Raw genomic sequence first — 19,749 nt, 5'->3', positions numbered from 1 at the left:
AAATATGGTACTAAAAAATTTTTTTCGTTGATTTTTGATTACTTTTTAACCAAACCTAAAAGCAACCTTAAATGATGATTTACCAATGCCCAAAATCAAACTTTAAACATCTAAAAGCCACCAGCAAAAAAGAAAAATGCGATCTATTTGACCGCACTTTATTACTTAATATTTGCTCTAGCTGTTTTCCTTAATCCACGTTTGAAAATGTGGGCTGTTTATTTTTATTGTACCGTTCGTGTTACGTGTAATCAGCTCTTTTCTCTCTAGCTTTCGCACTTTCCCTTGTATTGTGCTTGAGCTAATATCTTCTACCCCTAACACTTTAGCAAAATAGGCGCGTTTTTCTTTGCTATATAGCGCATTTTCACCATTTACAACGCTCTTTAATATTTCCCGTTCTATTGAGCTTAATTCGCGCCATATCTTCACACTGTCGCCTAATTCACTCATTTGAGCAAGTCTATATTCTGATGCCTGTTTAAGTGATAGATTAGGGTTGATAATCATATCTTGAGCAATTGAACGCATATAAAGAGGGGTAAAATTAAATCGTTCAAAGAGTTCATAAAACTGATGCTTGTCGATTTCTTGCCCTGTTCTGCTGTGATAAATATCAGCTAGAAAATCAGTAAAATCCTTGCCTAAATTTGGGAAATCTAAAGGGTGTGCGAAATGAAAAAACGGTGCTTTGTTATCATTAAACATTGCCCGTAATCCATTTGTGCTACTCCCTGTGAAAATCACTTTTATCTTTTGTTGATTTATATCTAAACCAGTGCGCAATGAACGGATTAACCCTATAGTATGGCTCACTCTTGCCAGTTCTTGAACTTCATCAAGTAACATTAAAATAGGTTTATCGCTAGATTCTGTAATGGCATTAATAATCTGAACAAGGCTTAATTCATCAAGTTTAGTTTGATTTTTATCTTGTAATTCAATGCCTACGCCCATTAAGTCAATGGCTTTTAGTTTATCAAACAAATTATTGGTTTTGCCGTCCACCACATCAAGAAAGTGTATTAGCTCACGTGTAAAAACATGGCTCAATTCGTTACTAGTCCTATCCATAAAACTAAAATAGAACACATTAAACCCTAATTTCTCTGCTTTCGGCTTTACGTCATTAAGCAAGAATTGGGTTTTTCCCATTCTACGGGGAGCAAAAAGGGTTATGGCGTGTAATATTCCGTCTTTTAGGCTTGATAGTAATCGCTCTGCTAATTCAGAACGGGGGAAATAAAGCGGGTCTACCTGTGTCATTTTTAGCCTCTTTATATTGTTTTATACTCTCTATGTATAATTATACGTTTAACGTATAAAAATGTATAAAACTTTATACTGTTTCTGTTGGCTGTCATGCATTTATTCCCCTCGCGCGCGTACTGGTCGCAAAAATCAATAAAAAAAACGCCTAAATTAGGCGTTCTATCATTAATTGCGTTGATAATTGATTATTATACCCCTGCAATAAGTTCAAATGTTTGCGGGGCTTTATCCACCATGCGCAACAATAAAGAGGCGTGCGCGCTAGGTTTAGTTTTGCCTTGCTCCCAGCCTTGATAGGTTCTTACACTGGTTCGTAATTTCTGCGCAAAAACAGCTTGAGAAAGGTTTAATTTCTCTCTAATTGCTTTCACTTCCTCTGCCGTAATGCTTGCAGGCTCAATTCGTTCACGCGTCTCTACTCTGAGCGTTATTTTCCCCTGTGTAAAGTCTTTATAGGCATTTAGCCCCTCTATAAGCTCATCAAATAATTCACTCATTGCTCTAGCTCCTCTATCTCTTTCACCAGTTTAGCTAAAATTTTATATTGCTCTGTGCTTAAATCTTCGCATCTGTTTTTACTGTAAGCGGTAACGAGTAATATCCGCGATTTACGTATGAGATAGTAATAAATCACTCGTGCGCCACCACGTTTACCTTTGTTTCTCTCACTGTCAGCGATTCTAATTTTTCTCAATCCGCTCGTGTTCTGTATCACGTCTCCCTTTTCGGGGTTTTCTAATAGCTCATTCTGGAAAGCCCGATATTCATCATCAGATAAATGTGCTTTTCTGTAACGCTCAAAGGGCGGTAATTCAATAAACGATAGTTTCACGATAAATAAGCTAAATGTTATTTGTTGCTCATTATACGCTTTAAGGGTATGAAGTAAACATTTTATTCAATGCTCATTTCCTCGCGCGCGTACGCGCGTACTGATGACAAAACTCAATAAAAAAGGCTCAATGCATTTCACTAAGCCTTGTTAATCGTTATTCTATACTCTTGCCAATTCTTCAAAAATCTGCGGCGAACGCTCCACCATTCGCAAAAGCAGGGCGGCTTGTTGGCTTGGTTTGGTTTGTCCTTGTTCCCACGCTTGAAAGGTTCTTACGCTGGTTCTTAATTTTCGTGCAAATACTGCTTGAGATAAATTCAGGCGTTGGCGAATAGCCTTAACTTCTTCAGGTGTGATCGTGATAGGAGAGGGCTTTTCTAATGTTTCTGTTCTTAGCGTGATTTTTCCCTCTAAGTGCAGCCCCATTTCTTCAAAACCTTGTTTTAATTCCTCAAATAAATTGCGCTTTGTCATTGTGTTGCTCCTGTTATTTTCTTGATGCTATTAGCAACTCGGATTTTTCTCAAGCCGTTTGAACCTTGGATTAAATCGCCTTTTTCAGGATTATCTAATAGTTCATTTTACAAAGCCCTATATTCATCATCTGATAAATACTCGGCCCGATACTTTTCAAAAAATGGAAGTTCTACAAAAGCCAGTTTCATTTTTTATTCTCATTATTAAGTTTTTATTTATTATACTCGTTAATAGTATATAAGCAATGAAAGTATTTAAAGTTTTACCTATAGATCAACCAGAGCTATCCACCACCTAAAAAATAAAAAAGTGTATAGATAACTAAAAAACACTGGGCACGCTGGGCACGCTGGGCATTTGGGCACGCACCTTTAAAATCAATAACTTAAATGTGATTTTCGTGCCCAACGCACTGGGCACGGCTGGGCACAAATTGGGCACGATGGTAAATTGGTTATTTTTTGACTGGGCACGGAAGCCCTAAAATTGGGCACGGAAAGGGGTAATTTGGGCACGCTATTTTTTATAAATGATTGATATATCTATATTTTGTTGTTTCCGTGCCCAAAATGCCCAATATTTTTTAACTCATCTACACACGGAAAAAATTTTTCTTGTTCTTTCCGTCAGTGGAATAAAAAAAAGAGCAAATCGATTATGATCTGCTCTTTATTATTGATAGCCTACACCTATTCAAAATAGGCTTTTTATTCTATATCTTCGCTTTCCTCGTCCTCGTTTAAGATTTCCAGTACATAGCATCGGATAGTTTTCCCTCCGCTTATTGTTTTGGGTAAACGGTTGAGGTATTTACGGCCTCTCTCTTTTCTTTGTATTAACATTCCTGCACCCAATAAGATTTCATTTGCCTGCTTTTCATTAAAGCCTTTAATGACATCTTGAATATAAACTTTCGGAAATACCCAATATTTATCGCCCTCTTGCTGTTCTTTACTGTCGGCTAACTGGCGATAACCTGCCGTATCGTTCGGTTCTTTCTGGTTCGGATTGAAAGGAAAATCTAAAAATCTCGCCCCATTACGCAAAAGCCAGCCATTCACTTGTTCAATGATTTGATTTTCTTCTCGAGAATATAGCCCATATTCATTTATCCATTCATTAAATCCATGCAGAAGTGCGGTTTTATTTTCGCTCGTTTCCCAGCCTGTTAAATGCGCTGCCAGCTGTAAAGCGGTTTCTAAAATGGCAAATCGCCCCGCTACTCGTTTTACTTGTGAGCTTGCGTCATTTGGTAGCATCGCTTGCCATTGTTCGCTTAAACGCTCATATTCAACCGTTACCGCACTTTTATTTTCAAGTAACCATTCTATCCATGCTCTACCCATTGTGCCGTAGTAACGTCTCGCCATTGCGTTTAAATGGTCAGCGTGGGCTTTACCATTGCCAAAATGATAAAACGTGCCAGACGGTGTAATAGGGATATTTAACAAGCGGACTAATTGCCCTGCGTTGGTTTTGATATTGTCTTGCTTTAAATAAAGCTCTAAATCTTGCTCGCCTGTAGAAAATGCCAAAATGCGCCAGCGGTTTAATTCTCTATTTCCACCGTCTTTTGCGCCTTGTATTTTTCCCACGCCATTAAATAACGTGTAGGCGGTTTGCTCTACGTGCTTTTTGCTTGCCCCTTGTCCGATTTCATCAAGAGGAATAAAGCCTTATTCTAACTGAGTTTTGCTGGTGGATTATTTACGTGGATTTATGTAGGTTTATATGGATTGGCGGAGGGGAATGGGAGTCGAACCCACCCAAGAACGCTGGCGTCCTCAACAGGATTTGAAATCCTGCCACCTCACCGGAGATGACGCCCCTCCGTGGTTGAAATTGCAGTTACTTTAGCGTAAATTAATCGGCAATTCAACGTTATTTTAAACGGATTCAAAAATGACCGCACTTTTTCAACAACTTCCTTCCGTTGATAAAATTCTCAAAACACCTCAAGGCTTACAACTCATTACCGAATTTGGTCACACTGCCGTCGTGGTAACGTGTCGAGAATTATTAACGCAAGCTCGTCAATTTATTCAAAAAAATAATCAACTTCCTGAATATTTTTCCAATTTTGACCGCACTTTTGTAGAAATTCATTCTCACTTACAAAAACAAAACCAAGTACAAATCAAAGCTGTGCATAATCTGACTGGTACGGTGTTACACACAAATCTTGGGCGGGCACTTTGGTCTGAAGCAGCACAACAGGCTGTGCTTTCTGCGATGCAAAAAAATGTTTCGCTTGAATATGATTTAGATGAAGGTAAGCGTAGTCATCGCGATAATTACATCAGTGAATTATTATGCAAACTCACAGGTGCTGAAGCTGCCTGTATAGTGAATAACAACGCGGCTGCGGTATTGTTAATGCTGGCAACATTTGCTCAAGGTAAAGAAGTAATTATTTCTCGTGGCGAATTAATTGAAATCGGCGGCGCATTTCGTATTCCAGATATTATGGAACAAGCTGGATGCTATTTAGTGGAAGTGGGCACCACTAATCGTACCCATCTGAAAGATTATCGTAATGCTATCACTGAAAATACGGCTTTTTTAATGAAAGTGCATAGCAGCAATTATCAAATTTGTGGTTTTACCTCTTCAGTTTCAGAAGAAGAGCTTGCGGAACTAGGTCAAGAAATGAATGTACCCGTAGTCACTGATTTAGGCAGCGGCGCATTAGTTGATTTAAGCCAATATGGTTTACCAAAAGAACCAACCGTGCAAGAAAAAGTCGCACAAGGTGTGGATTTGGTCTCTTTCTCTGGCGATAAATTGCTTGGTGGCGTGCAAGCAGGCATTATTGTGGGTAAAAAAGAATGGATCGAACAATTACAAGCCCATCCTCTCAAGCGTGCATTACGTTGCGATAAAGTCATTTTAGCCGGCTTAGAAGCCACATTACGTTTATATTTAAATCCTGAAAAATTAACTGAAAAATTACCAACTCTGCGCTTACTCACGCAACCATTAGAACAACTCAAAATAAATGCTACGCGTCTAAAAGAGCGGTTAGAATCTTGCTTGAATTCACAATTTGAAATTCAAATTGAAGATAGCCAGGCACAAATCGGTAGTGGCTCACAACCAATGGAAAGAATCCCTTCTGTGGCTGTTACTATTGCAGAAAAAACAAACGTAAAACTTTCCGCACTTTCAGCTCGTTTTAAACAACTTTCTCAACCTATTATTGGGCGAATGGAAAATGGAAAAATTTGGCTAGACTTACGTAGCCTTGCAGATATTGAAACATTATTAAATACATTGGATGAACTATGATTATTGTTACTTCAGGTCACGTTGATCACGGCAAAACAGCATTATTAAAAGCATTAACTGGTACAAGTACCGCGCATTTACCAGAAGAAAAAAAACGCGGGATGACCATTGATTTGGGGTACGCCTATCTGCCTTTAGAAAACAAAGTACTTGGCTTTATTGATGTACCTGGGCACGAGAAATTCTTGTCAAATATGCTGGCGGGTTTAGGTGGTGTGCATTATGCAATGTTAATTGTGGCTGCGGATGAAGGTATTGCAGCGCAAACGAAAGAACACTTAGCAATCTTACGCCAACTTCAATTCCACGAAATTATTGTTGTCATCACAAAAGCAGATCGTACAAATCCAGAGCAAATTGAATCGTTAATCCAAGCAATTAAACAAAATTATAGTTTTTTACGTGATGCTAATTACTTCGTTACCTCTGCAGAAACGGGACAAGGAATTAGTGAATTACGTCATTACTTAGCGAATCTACCTGAATTATCTGATACCCAGAAACCTTTCCGCTATGCAATAGACCGAGTATTCAGCGTAAAAGGAGCGGGTACCGTCGTGACAGGCACAGCCTTTTCAGGAACAGTGAAAGTCAACGATGAAATTTATCTTTCCACAGGACAGAAAGTTCGTATAAAAGCGATTCACGCACAAAATACATCAAGCGAACAAGGTATTGCGGGGCAACGTTTAGCGTTAAATTTAAATGCTGATTTAGACCGCACACCAATGAAACGAGGCGATTGGTTATTGCAGGATGAACCCCTCCCACCAACAGATCGCATTAGTGTACAAATTTTGGCTGAAATACCATTAAATGAAAGCCAACCTGTGCATATTTATCACGGCGCGAGTCGCACTACGGGTAAGCTCACCTTATTACAGGGAAAAAATGCCGCTAAAAATGACCGCACTTTGGCTGAAATCATATTAGATTCACCATTATTCTTGTCTTTCGGAGACAAACTTATTTTACGCAGTGGCGATACAAAAACCTTAATTGCCGGCGCAAGAGTATTGGAAATTAACTCGCCAAAACGTCATAAACGTACTGAAGTTCGGTTAAATTTCTTAGCCAATTTAGCATTGGCAGAGAATGCTTCGCAACGTATTGCTCTTACCCTTCAACATAAGGCGACAACAGCACGCCAATTAATGTGGACGGAACAACTGACTTCCTTGCAATTAGATAAAGCACTCGCTGAGCGGGACGCTGTATGTTATCAAGATTGGTGTTTTAATACTAATTACGTACAAGAAAAAACGCAGCAAATTTTAACCGCGCTTAATACCTATCACGAGCAACATAATGATCAACTTGGTGTAAGCAAAGCCAGATTATATCGAATGGCAACATTGAACCAGCCAGAAAATCTAATTCATCATTTTATCGATGAAATGCTTGATGATGGACGATTACAACAAACGCGTGGCTGGATTCATCTACCAGAGCATAAAATTCAGTTTAATACTGAAGAAAAATCACGTTGGACGGATGTATTAAACGAGTTTGAAAAAGCAAATGGTCAAGCAATTTGGGTGCGCGATATGGCAAATGCACTCGCTATTGATGAATCAATTATGCGTAATTTTATGTATAAATCGGGGAAACTTGGTTACCTCACGCCAATCGTGAAAGATAGATTTTTCTTAACTGAAACCATCTATGCTTATGCAAGACTCATCAAACAAATAGCGGAAGAACAAGGTAAAGTTTCAGTAAATGAAATACGTGATAAATTGAATTTCGGGCGCAAACTTACCGTTCAACTGATGGAATATTTCGACCGAATGGGATTTTTGCGTCGCAAAGGCAATGACCATATTCTGCGCGATAAGAATGTTTTTGATTTATGATTTAAAAAGGAAAAGAGTATGAAAAAAACGCTCGTTGCTGCATTAATTAGTTCTGTCATATTACTCGCAGGCTGCCAAGATAAAGATACTGAAGCAAAAATAAAACAACTAAATCAAACAGTAGCACAACTCAGTGCTGAAAATACTAAATTAAAAGAGCAAATAGAAAAAACAGTCCCCGCAATTTTTGTGGAAAATGATGAAATATTTAATCAATCTGAAATTATTAAACATCCTAAATCAAAAGAAGATTACCAGCCTGAAGAAACCAAAATTGAGTATTCAATTTCAACAATAAAAACTAATATTGATTGGCTTAATGATCTATTGTGGAAAAAATTGACTGAAAACGAAGAAACGAAAAATATTTCTCGTGAACAATTTGTAGCACGTTATCAAACAGCTTTTGAGGAAGATAAAAAAGAAGTAAAAGAAACACCATCTCTTGGTATTTCTCATTCCATGTGGACAAATTTTGTCGGACAAAAAGAAAAACTTGCAACCTTTTCTATTAGTTTTTATGACTATGAAGGCGGTGCTCATGGAATAGAAGGTAATCGCTATTTCACGATTGATCTAACTACACGCCATATTTTGACATTAAATGATTTATTTAATGAAAAAGATTTACCGAAAGTAAAAACACTTTTATGGGAGCAATATAATAATAGCAATAAGGAATATGAACCTATTATTGGAGTCGATAGTTTTAATTTATCGAACAATATTTACTTAGATTCTAGAGGTGTACATTTTATTTATGATGTCTATGAAATCGCCCCTTACGCAGCAGGAGAGCAGGATTTATTGCTCTATTTTGGGCAACTAGAAGAATTATTTAAACCAGAATTTAAGCAAAGTAACTATGTAAAATTTCTTTAAGGAAACAAACAAAAAGTGCGGTGAAAATTCACCGCACTTTTTTATTACCGTCTTGTTTTCAAGAGTTTTTCAGTCAATTCATAAGCTCGAAGTTTTGCTAACTCTTTAGAAAGTTTCGCAACCAGTAAATCATGATCTACATCTGATGCATGAGATACAATGTTCTCTTCAGCTTTACGTTTTGCTTCGCGAATACGATTAGCATCTAATTCACTACCACGGATAGCAACATCTGCTAGTACCGTAACAATATTTGGTTGAACCTCTAAAAAACCACCGGAAACATAGATAACTTCTTCATTTCCATCTTGAAGGGTAAATTTAACAATCCCTGGCTTAATTGCCGTTAACAATGGGGTGTGTCCAAGGAGAATGCCTAATTCCCCCTCAACACCTGTTGCTTGGATTTGTTTTACTTCACCTTCAAAGATTTTTCGCTCTGCGCTTACTATTGTTAAATTAAATGTCGCCATTTTTGTTCTCCTTCAAATGACTTGAAGTGATTACATATTTTTGGCTTTTTCTAGCGCTTCGTCGATTGAACCTACCATATAGAACGCTTGTTCTGGGATATGGTCGTAATCACCGCTTAAAATACCTTTAAAGCCGCGAATGGTTTCTTTTAATGGAACATATTTACCCGGAGTACCGTTAAATACTTCAGCAACGAAGAACGGTTGTGATAAGAAACGTTCAATTTTACGTGCACGTGCTACCACTAATTTATCTTCTTCAGATAATTCGTCCATACCAAGAATTGCGATAATATCTTTCAATTCTTTATAACGTTGTAAAATACCTTGTACACCACGAGCAATATCATAATGCTCTTGACCAACAACAAGTGGGTCTAACTGACGTGAAGTTGAATCTAATGGATCAACAGCTGGGTAGATACCTAAAGATGCAATTTGACGACTTAATACAACGGTTGAGTCTAAGTGCGCAAAGGTTGTTGCTGGAGATGGGTCAGTTAAGTCATCCGCAGGTACATATACCGCTTGTACAGAGGTAATAGAACCTGTTTTGGTTGATGTAATACGTTCTTGTAACACACCCATTTCTTCAGCTAAGGTTGGTTGATAACCTACCGCTGATGGCATACGACCTAATAACGCAGATACTTCAGTACCAGCAAGGGTATAACGATAGATATTATCCACGAAGAATAATACATCACGACCTTCATCACGGAATTTTTCTGCCATGGTTAAACCGGTTAACGCAACACGTAAACGGTTACCTGGTGGCTCATTCATCTGACCATAAACCAAAGATACTTTATCTAATACGTTAGAATCTTTCATTTCATGATAGAAGTCGTTACCCTCACGAGTACGTTCACCTACACCCGCAAATACAGAGTAACCTGAGTGCTCGATCGCGATGTTACGGATTAATTCCATCATGTTAACGGTTTTACCTACACCAGCACCACCGAATAAACCAACTTTACCACCTTTTGCGAATGGACAAATTAAGTCGATAACTTTGATACCAGTTTCTAATAATTCCGTACTGTTTGATTGTTCTTCATAGCTTGGTGCAGAACGGTGGATAGCCCAACGCTCTTCTTCACCGATTGGACCTTGTTCGTCAATTGGTTCACCCAATACATTCATTATACGACCAAGGGTTTTTGTTCCTACCGGTACTTGAATCGGATCATTCGTGTTTTCTACTTTTAAACCACGTTTTAAACCGTCAGAAGCACCTAATGCGATACAACGTACCACACCGCCACCTAATTGTTGTTGCACCTCAAGTGTTAAACCTGATTCAACTTTTAATGCATCGTAAACTTTTGGCACTGCATCTTGTGGAAATTCAACGTCAATCACCGCACCGATGATTTGTACAATTTTTCCTGCTGACATTACCGTTCCTCTTTTCTTAAATCGCTGCCGCACCGGCTACGATTTCATTCAATTCATTTGTGATACTTGCTTGACGAGCTTTGTTATACACCAACCGCAGATCATTAATTAAATTACCTGCATTATCAGTTGCTGCTTTCATTGCTACCATTCGAGCCGCTTGTTCTGAAGCTAAATTATCTACAACCGCTTGATAAATTTGGGATTCTAAATAACGAACTAAAAGGCTATCCAATAGTACTTTTGGTTCTGGCTCATAAAGATAATCCCAAGTCTGTTGTCTTTCATTTAAATGATCGTTTTTAGATTCTGGTAAAGGAACTAATTGTTGTACAACAGGTTTTTGCGACATCGTATTAACAAATTTATTGTATGCAATATAAACTGCATCAATTTCACCATTACGATAAGCATCAAACATTGTATTTGCAACACCAATTAATTCTTCTAGAGCGGGCGTATCGCCTAAACCAGAAAGTTGACCTTTGATATTAAATCCAAAGGAACGGAAAAAACTAATCCCTTTTGAACCTATTAAACCCAAATCTGTAGAAATATTTTGTTCTTTCCAATTTTTGATTTGGTTAAGTGTGGTTTTGAATAAATTAATATTTAAACCACCACACATACCACGATCTGTTGAAATAACCAAGATACCGATTTTCTTCACTTCACGCTCAACTAAGAACGGATGTTTATAACCGACACTTGCTTTAGACACATGACTAATAACGTTACGGATAGTTTCAGAATACGGACGAGATGCAGCCATACGATCCTGCGTTTTACGCATTTTCGAGGTCGCCACCATTTCCATTGCCTTAGTAATTTTTTGTGTACTTTGTACACTGGCAATTTTGGTTTTTATCTCTTTTGCACCTGCCATCTTATCTCTCCGTTACTACCAAGCACTATTCGCTTTAAAACTATCTAAAATACCTTTTAATGTATCTTTGATTTCGTCATTATAGTTACCGGTTTTAGTAAGCTCTTGCATAAACTCAGCGTGATTACGGTTAGAATAATCTAAAAGTGCGGTCTCAAAACTTGCAATTTTTGATAATTCCACGTCATCCAAATAACCAAATTCAACAGCAAACAATACAACCGCTTGTTCTGCAACAGATAATGGAGCAAATTGTTTTTGTTTTAATAATTCAGTTACTTTTTCACCGTGAGAAAGTTGCTTACGAGTCGCATCATCAAGATCTGATGCAAACTGTGCAAACGCTGCTAATTCACGATATTGAGCTAGCGCGGTACGAATACCACCCGCTAATTTCTTGATAACTTTAGTTTGCGCTGAACCACCAACACGAGATACCGAAATACCTGGGTTTACCGCAGGACGAATACCTGAGTTAAACAAGTTAGATTCTAAGAAGATCTGACCATCAGTAATAGAAATTACGTTGGTTGGAACAAACGCAGAAACGTCACCAGCTTGGGTTTCAATAATAGGAAGTGCGGTTAAAGAACCAGTTTTTCCTTTCACTTCACCTTTAGTAAATTTTTCTACGTAATCTTCGTTTACACGAGAAGCACGTTCTAGTAAACGAGAATGTAAATAGAATACATCACCTGGATAGGCTTCACGACCTGGTGGACGGCGTAATAATAATGAAATTTGACGATAAGCTACGGCTTGTTTTGATAAATCATCATAAACAATTAACGCATCTTCACCGCGATCACGGAAATATTCACCCATCGCACAACCAGCATAAGGTGCTAAATATTGTAACGCTGCTGATTCAGATGCTGATGCAGCTACCACGATAGTATTTGAAAGCGCACCATGTTCTTCTAATTTACGCACGACGTTTGCGATAGTAGAGGCTTTTTGACCAATCGCAACATAGATACATTTAATACCTGAATTACGTTGGTTAATAATAGCGTCGATTGCTAACGCAGTTTTACCAGTTTGACGGTCACCGATGATTAATTCACGTTGACCACGGCCGATTGGCACCATTGAGTCAACGGCTTTATAACCGGTTTGAACAGGTTGATCAACAGAACGACGATCGATAACACCTGGAGCAATAACTTCTACTGGTGAGAAACCATCATTTTCAATTTCGCCTTTACCATCGATTGGTTGACCAAGCGTATTAACTACACGACCTAATAAACCACGACCAACTGGTACTTCAAGAATACGACCTGTACATTGAACTTCCATACCTTCCGCTAAATCTGCGTAAGGTCCCATAACTACAGCACCAACAGAATCGCGTTCAAGGTTAAGTGCCATCGCATAACGATTACCTGGTAAGGCGATCATTTCACCTTGCATCACATCGCTTAAACCGTGGATGCGAATAATACCATCGCTTACAGAAACAATTGTCCCTGTATTACGCGCTTCACTGACCACGTCGAATTGAGCGATGCGTTTTTTAATCAATTCACTAATTTCAGTTGAATTTAGTTGCATCTTGTATTCCTCTTATAATTGCAACTCGTTTGCGAGACGAGTAAGTTGCCCACGGCTACTTCCGTCAATCACAAAGTCTTCAGTACGAATAATCACACCAGCAATAAGTGCGTTATCCACGTTGCAATTTAATTTCACTTTGCGAGCTAATCTTTTTTCCATTGCAGCTGCAATTTTTTCGATTTGTGTTGCATTCAATGGTTGCGCAGACGTTACTTCAACTTCTGCAATAGCTTGGTGTTCCTCTACGTGATGTTTAAATTCTTCAAACACCGCAGGAATAGCACTCAAACGCTTATTTTCAGCCATTAACCGAATAAGATTTTGCCCATATTGATCCAATTGTTCGCCACAAATAGAAATTACTGTATCAGCTAATTTCTGTGCAGAAAGAGAACTACTTAAGTAAGCTTTTACCGTTTCATCTTCAGCTACGGCTGCAGCAAAACCTAACATTTCAGTCCATTTTTCGACCGCACTTTGTTCAATGGCAAAGTCAAATGCAGCTTTTGCATAAGGGCGAGCTATTGTAGTTAATTCTGACATAAGCTAAGCCTCTTATAACTCTGCAACTAATTTATCAATAATGTCATTGTTTGCCGCTTCGTCAATAGAACGACCCACAATTTTCTCAGCACCAGCCACTGCCAATGAAGCCACTTTAAGACGTAATTCTTCTTGAACACGTTTACGTTCTGCTTCTACTTCTGCATAACCTTGAGCAATAATTTTTGCTTTTAGTTCTTCGGCTTCTGCCTTCACTTCGTCTAATACTTCATTGCGACGTTTATTCGCAGCATCTAAAATGTCTTGAGCTTGTACTTTTGCAGCTGAAAGTTCTTGTTCAACAAGATTTTTCGTATCTGCTTGCTCTTTTTTAGCTGCTTCAGCTGACGCTAAAGCGTTCGCAATTTGGCTTTGACGTGTTTCAATCGCATTAATAATTGGTGGCCAAACAAATTTCACACAAAACCATACAAAAATAATAAAGGCGATGGTTTGACCAATTAATGTTGCATTAATATTCACAACATACCTCCTTCGTTAATTAGGAAATTTGTTGTTTATTAACCTAATAATGCAGCAAATGGATTTGCGAATGCGAAATATAAACCGATACCTACCGCGATCATCGCAATCGCATCAAGAAGACCTGCAACAATAAACATCTTAGTAAGTAGTGAATTAGCTAATTCAGGCTGACGAGCGGCAGACTCAAGATATTTACCGCCAAGAAGACCAAAGCCAATTGCAGTACCTAACGCAGCAAAAGCAAGCATAATCGCAGAAGCAATGATTGTTGCACTAATTACAGTTTCCATAAATTTTCTCCGTTGTTGAGAGTTGAGTTGTTAAATAAAAAATAAAAATTAATGTTCCGCTTTATTATATGCAATACTCAGGTAAACCACAGTAAGCATCATAAAGACGAAGGCTTGTAATGCGATAACCAAAATATGGAAAATCGCCCACACCAACTGCAATGGCACACCCAGTGCAGCCACAAACGCATTGGCTGAATACATCACGGCAATCAAAATAAAGATCAGCTCACCAGCATACATATTTCCGAATAAACGAAGTGCTAATGAAACAGGCTTTGAGATCAACGTCACGGATTCAAGAAGAAGATTAACAGGGATAAATGCCCAATGATTGAACGGGTGTAAAGTGTATTCTTTTGCAAGACCTTTAATACCCTTAGATTTAATCGTATAAAAAAGGATCAATACAAATACTGAAATCGACATTGCAAATGTCATATTCATATCCGTAGTCGGCACAGCTCGTACAGGAATATGATGATCACCTGTAATAATAGCAAACAACTGAGGAATATAATCCACAGGTACCAAATCAATAGTATTCATAATCATCACCCATACGAAAATGGTTAAAGCCAATGGCGCTATCACATCTCGTTTACCGTGATAATTTTCTTTTACCACACCATCAATCCATTCTACAGCCATTTCAACAGCACATTGTAGTTTACTCGGCACACCTGCTGTTGCTTTTTTAGCCACTTTACGAAAAATAGCTAAGAAAAGGAAACCGCACAACACAGAGAAGAAAAACGTATCAAGATTAAACGTCCAAAAACCTTCACCTGCTGTAAGATAAGTTAAATGGTGTTGGATATATTCAATTGAAGTTTGTCCAGACATAATCGATCCTTTGTTCTGAAGAATAACCCAAAGTTAAATTTTATTGAGAATAAGTGGAATAATATTATTCAGCACTAATGCCAATAAAAAACCAACAAAAAACGCAATAAAATTGATAACGAATAACCATTTGATGGCAATAATGATAAAAACCATCGTTAAAATAAACTTTATTGCTTCAGCACGATAAAGTGCGGTCAGTTTTGTTGAAAAATTTTGTTTTCTGTAAAAAATGATAAATATAAATGTACAAAAAGGCAAAAAGGCACTAAAAAAACCATAGCTAAAATCTACCGCACTTTGGCGTTGCCATCCATAAATAAGCAAATAAAAAACTACAAGCAAAAGACTCTCAATAACAATAGCTTTTCTGTAGTTTTTTTTAGCGTGAGATAAAATGCGCGACATCACTTTTACAAAATAATTTTAGCCCGCTGATTATACCTTTGCTGGCTTTAGATTCAACTTAAAAACACATAAAAAGTGTTATATAAATCACACTTTTAGAAATTTTTTTACAAAATTGTAACTATTTAACGCAAAACGATTAAATGTCGTTCACCTATAAGTTCTGGAACATGTAATTCAATCACTTCTTGAATAGTATATTTTTCATTCAATTCATTAATTTCATCTTCCTGATAAATACCTTTTAATGCATAAAAATATCCATTTTCTTTTGGTAAATGATGACACCAATCTGTCATATCTTTTAACGAAGCAAAAGCACGACTTAATACACCATCAAATTTATCTTCAGGTTGGTATTCTTCTACTCGACTTAAAACAGGGATTACATTAGTTAGTCCAAGCTCACGTATAGTATTTCGAATAAAACTAATGCGCTTGCCTAAGCTATCTAAGAGGACAAATTGTTTGGAAGGATTAATAATTGCCAAAGGTAAACCAGGCAATCCAGGGCCAGTACCGACATCAATAAAACGATCACCCTGTAAATAAGGACTTACTACAAGACTATCTAAAATATGTTTGACTAACATTTCTTGCGGATCACGTACAGAGGTTAAGTTATAAGCTTTATTCCATTTATTGAGTAAATTGACCAGATCAATAAGCTGCTGAATTTGTTGATCACTTATTTTTATATTTGCTTGCGCAAGTAAACTGACTAATTTGGCTTTCATATTTATTGTCTCTTTGGAAAATTGCGCTATTTTACTTAAAAGTGCGGTAGATTTCCTTAATGTTTTTTTGTTGCAGCCAAAATTCCTGTCAAATTTGTTTCCAACCAATCCACCAACTCAAACATCTTATTAGATGCTTCTGTCCCAAATTCTGTTAATGTGTAATCCACTTGCGGTGGCACGGTATTATAGGATTTACGAATTAACATGCCATCAGCCTCCAATTCCTGCAAGGTTTTAGTCAACATACGCTCACTCACACCATCAATCGCACGACGAAGTTCACTAAAACGCTTGGTGCCTGAATGTAAACTTACTAATACCAATGCGCCCCAACGACTGGTTAAATGCTGCAAAATTTGGCGAGAAGGGCAAGCTGAAGCCAGAATATTCCCACGATTTAAATTTTTTTCCATTTTTAATTCCTTAAAAATCAACAGGTTAAAATTTATTTTAAAAAAAATCCCAAAACTTACGTTTATGTAAGTACTTCTCAAAAGTAAGTATTAAAATATAATACGCCACATCAAGCGAACAATCAAATGTTCAAATATCATTTCAACTTAACAAGAAGGAAAATACCATGATAACTAAAACTATCGCAATTACTGGTGCAACAGGTCAATTTGGCGCAATCGCATTAGACTTATTAAAAGCAAAACACGCAAACGTCATCGCGCTTGTACGTAATCCTGCAAAAATTTCAGGTGTAGAAACTCGCAAATTTGATTATTCAAAAACAGAAGGTCAAGTAGAAGCATTACAAGGCGTAGATACTTTAATTCTTGTTTCAAGTAATGAAGTCGGTCAGCGAGCAGTACAACACAACAACGTGATTGAATCAGCGAAAAAAGCAGGCGTGAAACATATTATCTACACCAGCTTACTCGGTGCCACCAACGACAACACAGTGAAATCTCTTGCCGGTGAGCATGTTGAAACTGAAGCCGCATTAAAAGCTTCGGGCATTACTTACACCATTTTACGCAATGGTTGGTACACCGAAAACTACACTGAATCAGTTCTAGCTGCATTAGCAAACAATGCTTTCTATGGTTCAGCAAAAAACGGCAAAATTTCATCCGCACTTCGTGCAGAACTTGCTGAAGCTGCAGTAAATGTGGCACTAGGTGAAGGTCATAAAAACCAAACTTACGAGCTTGCTGGATCAAGCAGCTGGGCATTAGCTGATCTTGCAGCAGAAATCAGCAAACAAACAGGTAAAGATATTACTTACGTGGATATTCCTGCAGCAGATTATGCCGCAGCACTTGTGCAAGCAGGATTAGATGAAGGTTTTGCAGGCTTAATTGCACAATGGGATGTAGATGCATCAAACGGTGCATTATTATCAGAAGACAAAACCCTTGAGAAATTGCTTGGTCGCCCAACAGCAGGATTGGATGTAGCAGTAAAAAAGGCTCTTGACCATTAATTATATTTTTTAAATTAGTCTATAAAAAATGCGGTGAAAATTCACCGCACTTTTACATTTAAATTAAGAAAACATTATTCCCCACGCTTCAGCATACCTTGTTTTTTCAAATTCACCAGAATAATTGAAATAGCAGCAGGCGTTATACCTGAAATTCGGCTTGCTTGACCAATGGAAACTGGACGATGCTGTTCCAACTTCGCACGTACTTCATTAGATAAACCAGACACTTTGCTGTAATCAAAGTTAGTCGGAATTGCCGTATTTTCATGGCGTTTTTGTTTTTCAATTTCTTCTTGTTGATGCTCAATATAGCCTTGATACTTAATGGCAATTTCCACTTGTTCTACAGCTTCTCTATCTTCCATTGCCGGTTGATATGGCGTTAAAGAAGTCAAAATATCGTAGGTCATTTCTGGACGGCGTAATAAATCTTCACCGCTGGCCTCACGCACAAGTGGACTACCAAGCACTTTATTCGCTTCTTCTAAATATTCAGAACGCGGATGCAACCAAATACTGCGTAAGCGTTGGCGTTCCTGTTCAATATTTTCCATTTTTTGATTAAAGCGCGCCCAACGAGCCTCATCAATCAAACCTAATTCATGGGCAATTGGCGTTAAACGAATATCTGCATTATCTTCACGTAATAACAAACGGTATTCTGCACGAGAAGTGAATACACGATACGGTTCTTTGGTACCAAGCGTGCAAAGGTCATCCACCAATACGCCTGTATAAGATTGATCGCGACGTGGATACCATGCCTCTTTCTCTTGTACGTAAAGACCTGCGTTAATCCCCGCCAATAAGCCTTGTGCCGCCGCCTCTTCATAACCTGTTGTACCGTTAATTTGACCCGCAAAAAATAAACCAGAAATAGCTTTAGTTTCTAATGTTGGTTTTAAATCGCGTGGATCAAAATAATCATATTCAATGGCATAACCTGGTTTAATGATGCGAGCTTTTTCCAAACCTTTCATAGAATTCACAATGCCCATTTGTACGTCAAATGGCAAACTGGTAGAGATCCCGTTTGGATAGACTTCATTACTGGTTAAGCCTTCTGGTTCCAAATAAATTTGATGTGAATTACGATCTGCAAAACGCATCACTTTATCTTCAATGGATGGGCAATAACGTGGGCCTATCCCTTCAATCACACCGGTATACATTGGACTGCGATCCAAGTTATTACGGATCACTTCATGGGTTTGTTCATTGGTATGAGTTATATAACAAGGAATTTGTTGAGGGTGATCATCTACTGATCCCATAAAAGAGAATACCGGTAATACGGCATCACCATGTTGTTTAGCCAATATATCGAAATTGATCGTGCGTGCATCAATACGCGGCGGTGTACCTGTTTTAAGGCGATCTACACGTAATCCTAGATCTCTTAACCGATGTGAAAGATTTACAGAAGCAGGATCTCCAGCTCGACCACCTTCATAATTTTCCAAACCAATATGAATTTTACCAGCTAAGAAAGTACCTGCAGTTAATACCACTGATTTAGCACGAAAAGTTAATCCCATTTTTGTGCTAACGCCTGTAACTCGATCTTGCTCAATTAGAATATCTGTCGCCTCTTGTTGGAAAATATCTAAATTGGGTTGATTTTCTAATGCTGTACGAACAGCTTGACGATATAGAACTCTGTCAGCTTGAGCTCGAGTAGCACGCACTGCTGGGCCTTTACTGCTATTTAAAGTACGAAATTGGATCCCTGCTTTATCTGCAGCATGGGCCATTAATCCGCCCATTGCATCTACTTCTTTTACTAAATGACCTTTACCGATCCCACCAATTGCAGGGTTACAAGACATTTGCCCTAAAGTATCTACATTATGCGTTAATAAAAGGGTTTTTAATCCCATTCGAGCTGGTGCAAGCGCAGCTTCTGTACCCGCATGACCACCACCGATCACAATCACATCATAAGTTTCAGTGTAAAACATATCTATCTCTATTTATTCGGATTAAAAAATTGGCGTTATTCTACAGAAATTTAAAACACCTGACAAAAAAAGAATGGATCTATTGATCCTTTGAAAGATCAGATTTG

Annotated in this window: 21 protein-coding genes and 1 tRNA gene; 4 read left to right on the top strand and 18 right to left on the bottom strand. The window is 38.0% G+C overall.

The window, feature by feature from the left end:
• Window positions 1-177: 177 nt before the first annotated feature.
• From DV424_RS06605 to DV424_RS06575, 6 genes are all read right to left on the bottom strand, one after another.
• Window positions 178-1,266 (bottom strand): ATP-binding protein, encoded by a 1,089-nt coding sequence (locus DV424_RS06605; RefSeq protein ID WP_118859492.1) that lies wholly within the window; start codon window positions 1,264-1,266, stop codon window positions 178-180.
• 194 nt (window positions 1,267-1,460) lie between these two features.
• Window positions 1,461-1,769: a helix-turn-helix domain-containing protein gene (locus DV424_RS06600; RefSeq protein WP_118859491.1), complete on the bottom strand. Its 309-nt coding sequence runs from the start codon at window positions 1,767-1,769 to the stop codon at window positions 1,461-1,463.
• On the bottom strand, window positions 1,766-2,104 hold the full coding sequence (locus DV424_RS06595; RefSeq protein WP_118859490.1) for a type II toxin-antitoxin system RelE/ParE family toxin: 339 nt from the start codon (window positions 2,102-2,104) through the stop codon (window positions 1,766-1,768). The genes DV424_RS06600 and DV424_RS06595 overlap by 4 nt, the downstream gene beginning before the upstream one ends.
• A gap of 162 nt (window positions 2,105-2,266) precedes the next feature.
• Window positions 2,267-2,581 carry a helix-turn-helix domain-containing protein gene (locus DV424_RS06590; protein ID WP_118859489.1) on the bottom strand — a complete coding sequence of 105 codons (315 nt, stop codon included), beginning with the start codon at window positions 2,579-2,581 and terminating at the stop codon, window positions 2,267-2,269.
• A gap of 710 nt (window positions 2,582-3,291) precedes the next feature.
• Window positions 3,292-4,179 carry a DUF927 domain-containing protein gene (locus DV424_RS06580; protein WP_239993576.1) on the bottom strand — a complete coding sequence of 296 codons (888 nt, stop codon included), beginning with the start codon at window positions 4,177-4,179 and terminating at the stop codon, window positions 3,292-3,294.
• 142 nt (window positions 4,180-4,321) lie between these two features.
• Window positions 4,322-4,416 (bottom strand) — tRNA-Sec (locus DV424_RS06575).
• A gap of 70 nt (window positions 4,417-4,486) precedes the next feature.
• Here DV424_RS06575 and selA point away from each other — a divergent pair.
• The 3 genes from selA to DV424_RS06560 are packed head-to-tail and all read left to right on the top strand — an operon-like array spanning window position 4,487 to window position 8,610.
• Window positions 4,487-5,872, top strand: a complete 1,386-nt coding sequence (gene selA, locus DV424_RS06570; protein WP_118859488.1) for an L-seryl-tRNA(Sec) selenium transferase — start codon at window positions 4,487-4,489, stop codon at window positions 5,870-5,872.
• On the top strand, window positions 5,869-7,728 hold the full coding sequence (gene selB, locus DV424_RS06565) for a selenocysteine-specific translation elongation factor (RefSeq protein WP_118859487.1): 1,860 nt from the start codon (window positions 5,869-5,871) through the stop codon (window positions 7,726-7,728). The genes selA and selB overlap by 4 nt, the downstream gene beginning before the upstream one ends.
• Before the next feature lie 18 nt (window positions 7,729-7,746).
• A complete protein-coding gene (locus tag DV424_RS06560; RefSeq protein ID WP_118859486.1) occupies window positions 7,747-8,610 on the top strand; it encodes a DUF3298 domain-containing protein in 864 nt (287 codons plus the stop codon).
• A gap of 44 nt (window positions 8,611-8,654) precedes the next feature.
• Here the strand turns inward: DV424_RS06560 and DV424_RS06555 are convergent, their stop codons facing one another.
• From DV424_RS06555 to DV424_RS06505, 11 genes are all read right to left on the bottom strand, one after another.
• Entirely contained in the window at window positions 8,655-9,083 is a 429-nt protein-coding gene (locus tag DV424_RS06555) for a F0F1 ATP synthase subunit epsilon (RefSeq protein ID WP_118859485.1), read from the bottom strand.
• 30 nt (window positions 9,084-9,113) lie between these two features.
• On the bottom strand, window positions 9,114-10,487 hold the full coding sequence (gene atpD / locus DV424_RS06550; RefSeq protein WP_005629235.1) for a F0F1 ATP synthase subunit beta: 1,374 nt from the start codon (window positions 10,485-10,487) through the stop codon (window positions 9,114-9,116).
• A 16-nt stretch (window positions 10,488-10,503) separates the two neighbouring features.
• Complete coding sequence (gene atpG / locus DV424_RS06545) at window positions 10,504-11,373, bottom strand: F0F1 ATP synthase subunit gamma (protein ID WP_118859484.1); 870 nt, start codon at window positions 11,371-11,373, stop codon at window positions 10,504-10,506.
• A 15-nt stretch (window positions 11,374-11,388) separates the two neighbouring features.
• On the bottom strand, window positions 11,389-12,930 hold the full coding sequence (atpA, locus tag DV424_RS06540) for a F0F1 ATP synthase subunit alpha (RefSeq protein ID WP_114908422.1): 1,542 nt from the start codon (window positions 12,928-12,930) through the stop codon (window positions 11,389-11,391).
• Window positions 12,931-12,942: 12 nt separating this feature from the next.
• Complete coding sequence (gene atpH, locus DV424_RS06535; RefSeq protein ID WP_005649413.1) at window positions 12,943-13,476, bottom strand: F0F1 ATP synthase subunit delta; 534 nt, start codon at window positions 13,474-13,476, stop codon at window positions 12,943-12,945.
• A 12-nt stretch (window positions 13,477-13,488) separates the two neighbouring features.
• Window positions 13,489-13,959 carry a F0F1 ATP synthase subunit B gene (gene atpF, locus DV424_RS06530; RefSeq protein ID WP_005638363.1) on the bottom strand — a complete coding sequence of 157 codons (471 nt, stop codon included), beginning with the start codon at window positions 13,957-13,959 and terminating at the stop codon, window positions 13,489-13,491.
• Window positions 13,960-13,997: 38 nt separating this feature from the next.
• Window positions 13,998-14,252, bottom strand: a complete 255-nt coding sequence (atpE, locus tag DV424_RS06525; protein ID WP_005632219.1) for a F0F1 ATP synthase subunit C — start codon at window positions 14,250-14,252, stop codon at window positions 13,998-14,000.
• A 48-nt stretch (window positions 14,253-14,300) separates the two neighbouring features.
• Complete coding sequence (gene atpB, locus DV424_RS06520; RefSeq protein WP_005632216.1) at window positions 14,301-15,098, bottom strand: F0F1 ATP synthase subunit A; 798 nt, start codon at window positions 15,096-15,098, stop codon at window positions 14,301-14,303.
• 33 nt (window positions 15,099-15,131) lie between these two features.
• Window positions 15,132-15,506 (bottom strand): ATP synthase subunit I, encoded by a 375-nt coding sequence (locus tag DV424_RS06515; RefSeq protein ID WP_118859483.1) that lies wholly within the window; start codon window positions 15,504-15,506, stop codon window positions 15,132-15,134.
• 125 nt (window positions 15,507-15,631) lie between these two features.
• Window positions 15,632-16,243, bottom strand: a complete 612-nt coding sequence (rsmG, locus tag DV424_RS06510; protein ID WP_118859482.1) for a 16S rRNA (guanine(527)-N(7))-methyltransferase RsmG — start codon at window positions 16,241-16,243, stop codon at window positions 15,632-15,634.
• 56 nt (window positions 16,244-16,299) lie between these two features.
• Window positions 16,300-16,659, bottom strand: coding sequence for a winged helix-turn-helix transcriptional regulator (locus tag DV424_RS06505; RefSeq protein WP_118859481.1), 360 nt, complete (start codon window positions 16,657-16,659; stop codon window positions 16,300-16,302).
• Window positions 16,660-16,826: 167 nt separating this feature from the next.
• Here DV424_RS06505 and DV424_RS06500 point away from each other — a divergent pair, with 167 nt between their 5' ends.
• Complete coding sequence (locus tag DV424_RS06500; RefSeq protein WP_118859480.1) at window positions 16,827-17,678, top strand: SDR family oxidoreductase; 852 nt, start codon at window positions 16,827-16,829, stop codon at window positions 17,676-17,678.
• Window positions 17,679-17,752: 74 nt separating this feature from the next.
• On the opposite strand, the gene mnmG is transcribed toward DV424_RS06500, so the two are convergent.
• The gene (gene mnmG / locus DV424_RS06495; protein WP_118859479.1) at window positions 17,753-19,642 is read right to left on the bottom strand and encodes a tRNA uridine-5-carboxymethylaminomethyl(34) synthesis enzyme MnmG; all 1,890 of its coding nucleotides are present in this window, start codon (window positions 19,640-19,642) and stop codon (window positions 17,753-17,755) included.
• Window positions 19,643-19,749: the final 107 nt, after the last annotated feature.

The organism is Haemophilus haemolyticus (assembly GCF_003493605.1).
Lineage (GTDB): Bacteria > Pseudomonadota > Gammaproteobacteria > Enterobacterales > Pasteurellaceae > Haemophilus > Haemophilus haemolyticus_J.
The sequence above is the reverse complement of the archived record's forward strand: the minus strand, read 5'-3'. Positions and strand labels throughout refer to the sequence as shown.

Coding starts and splice junctions, on each gene's coding strand:
- DV424_RS06500 (WP_118859480.1), top strand. CDS start 16,827: ATGATAACTAAAACTATCGCAATTACTGGTGCAACAGGTCAATTTGGC.
- DV424_RS06560 (WP_118859486.1), top strand. CDS start 7,747: ATGAAAAAAACGCTCGTTGCTGCATTAATTAGTTCTGTCATATTACTC.
- DV424_RS06515 (WP_118859483.1), bottom strand. CDS start 15,506: ATGTCGCGCATTTTATCTCACGCTAAAAAAAACTACAGAAAAGCTATT.
- mnmG (WP_118859479.1), bottom strand. CDS start 19,642: ATGTTTTACACTGAAACTTATGATGTGATTGTGATCGGTGGTGGTCAT.
- atpE (WP_005632219.1), bottom strand. CDS start 14,252: ATGGAAACTGTAATTAGTGCAACAATCATTGCTTCTGCGATTATGCTT.
- atpH (WP_005649413.1), bottom strand. CDS start 13,476: ATGTCAGAATTAACTACAATAGCTCGCCCTTATGCAAAAGCTGCATTT.
- DV424_RS06590 (WP_118859489.1), bottom strand. CDS start 2,581: ATGACAAAGCGCAATTTATTTGAGGAATTAAAACAAGGTTTTGAAGAA.
- atpD (WP_005629235.1), bottom strand. CDS start 10,487: ATGTCAGCAGGAAAAATTGTACAAATCATCGGTGCGGTGATTGACGTT.
- DV424_RS06505 (WP_118859481.1), bottom strand. CDS start 16,659: ATGGAAAAAAATTTAAATCGTGGGAATATTCTGGCTTCAGCTTGCCCT.
- DV424_RS06605 (WP_118859492.1), bottom strand. CDS start 1,266: ATGACACAGGTAGACCCGCTTTATTTCCCCCGTTCTGAATTAGCAGAG.
- atpA (WP_114908422.1), bottom strand. CDS start 12,930: ATGCAACTAAATTCAACTGAAATTAGTGAATTGATTAAAAAACGCATC.
- atpG (WP_118859484.1), bottom strand. CDS start 11,373: ATGGCAGGTGCAAAAGAGATAAAAACCAAAATTGCCAGTGTACAAAGT.
- atpB (WP_005632216.1), bottom strand. CDS start 15,098: ATGTCTGGACAAACTTCAATTGAATATATCCAACACCATTTAACTTAT.
- DV424_RS06600 (WP_118859491.1), bottom strand. CDS start 1,769: ATGAGTGAATTATTTGATGAGCTTATAGAGGGGCTAAATGCCTATAAA.
- selA (WP_118859488.1), top strand. CDS start 4,487: ATGACCGCACTTTTTCAACAACTTCCTTCCGTTGATAAAATTCTCAAA.
- selB (WP_118859487.1), top strand. CDS start 5,869: ATGATTATTGTTACTTCAGGTCACGTTGATCACGGCAAAACAGCATTA.
- DV424_RS06555 (WP_118859485.1), bottom strand. CDS start 9,083: ATGGCGACATTTAATTTAACAATAGTAAGCGCAGAGCGAAAAATCTTT.
- rsmG (WP_118859482.1), bottom strand. CDS start 16,243: ATGAAAGCCAAATTAGTCAGTTTACTTGCGCAAGCAAATATAAAAATA.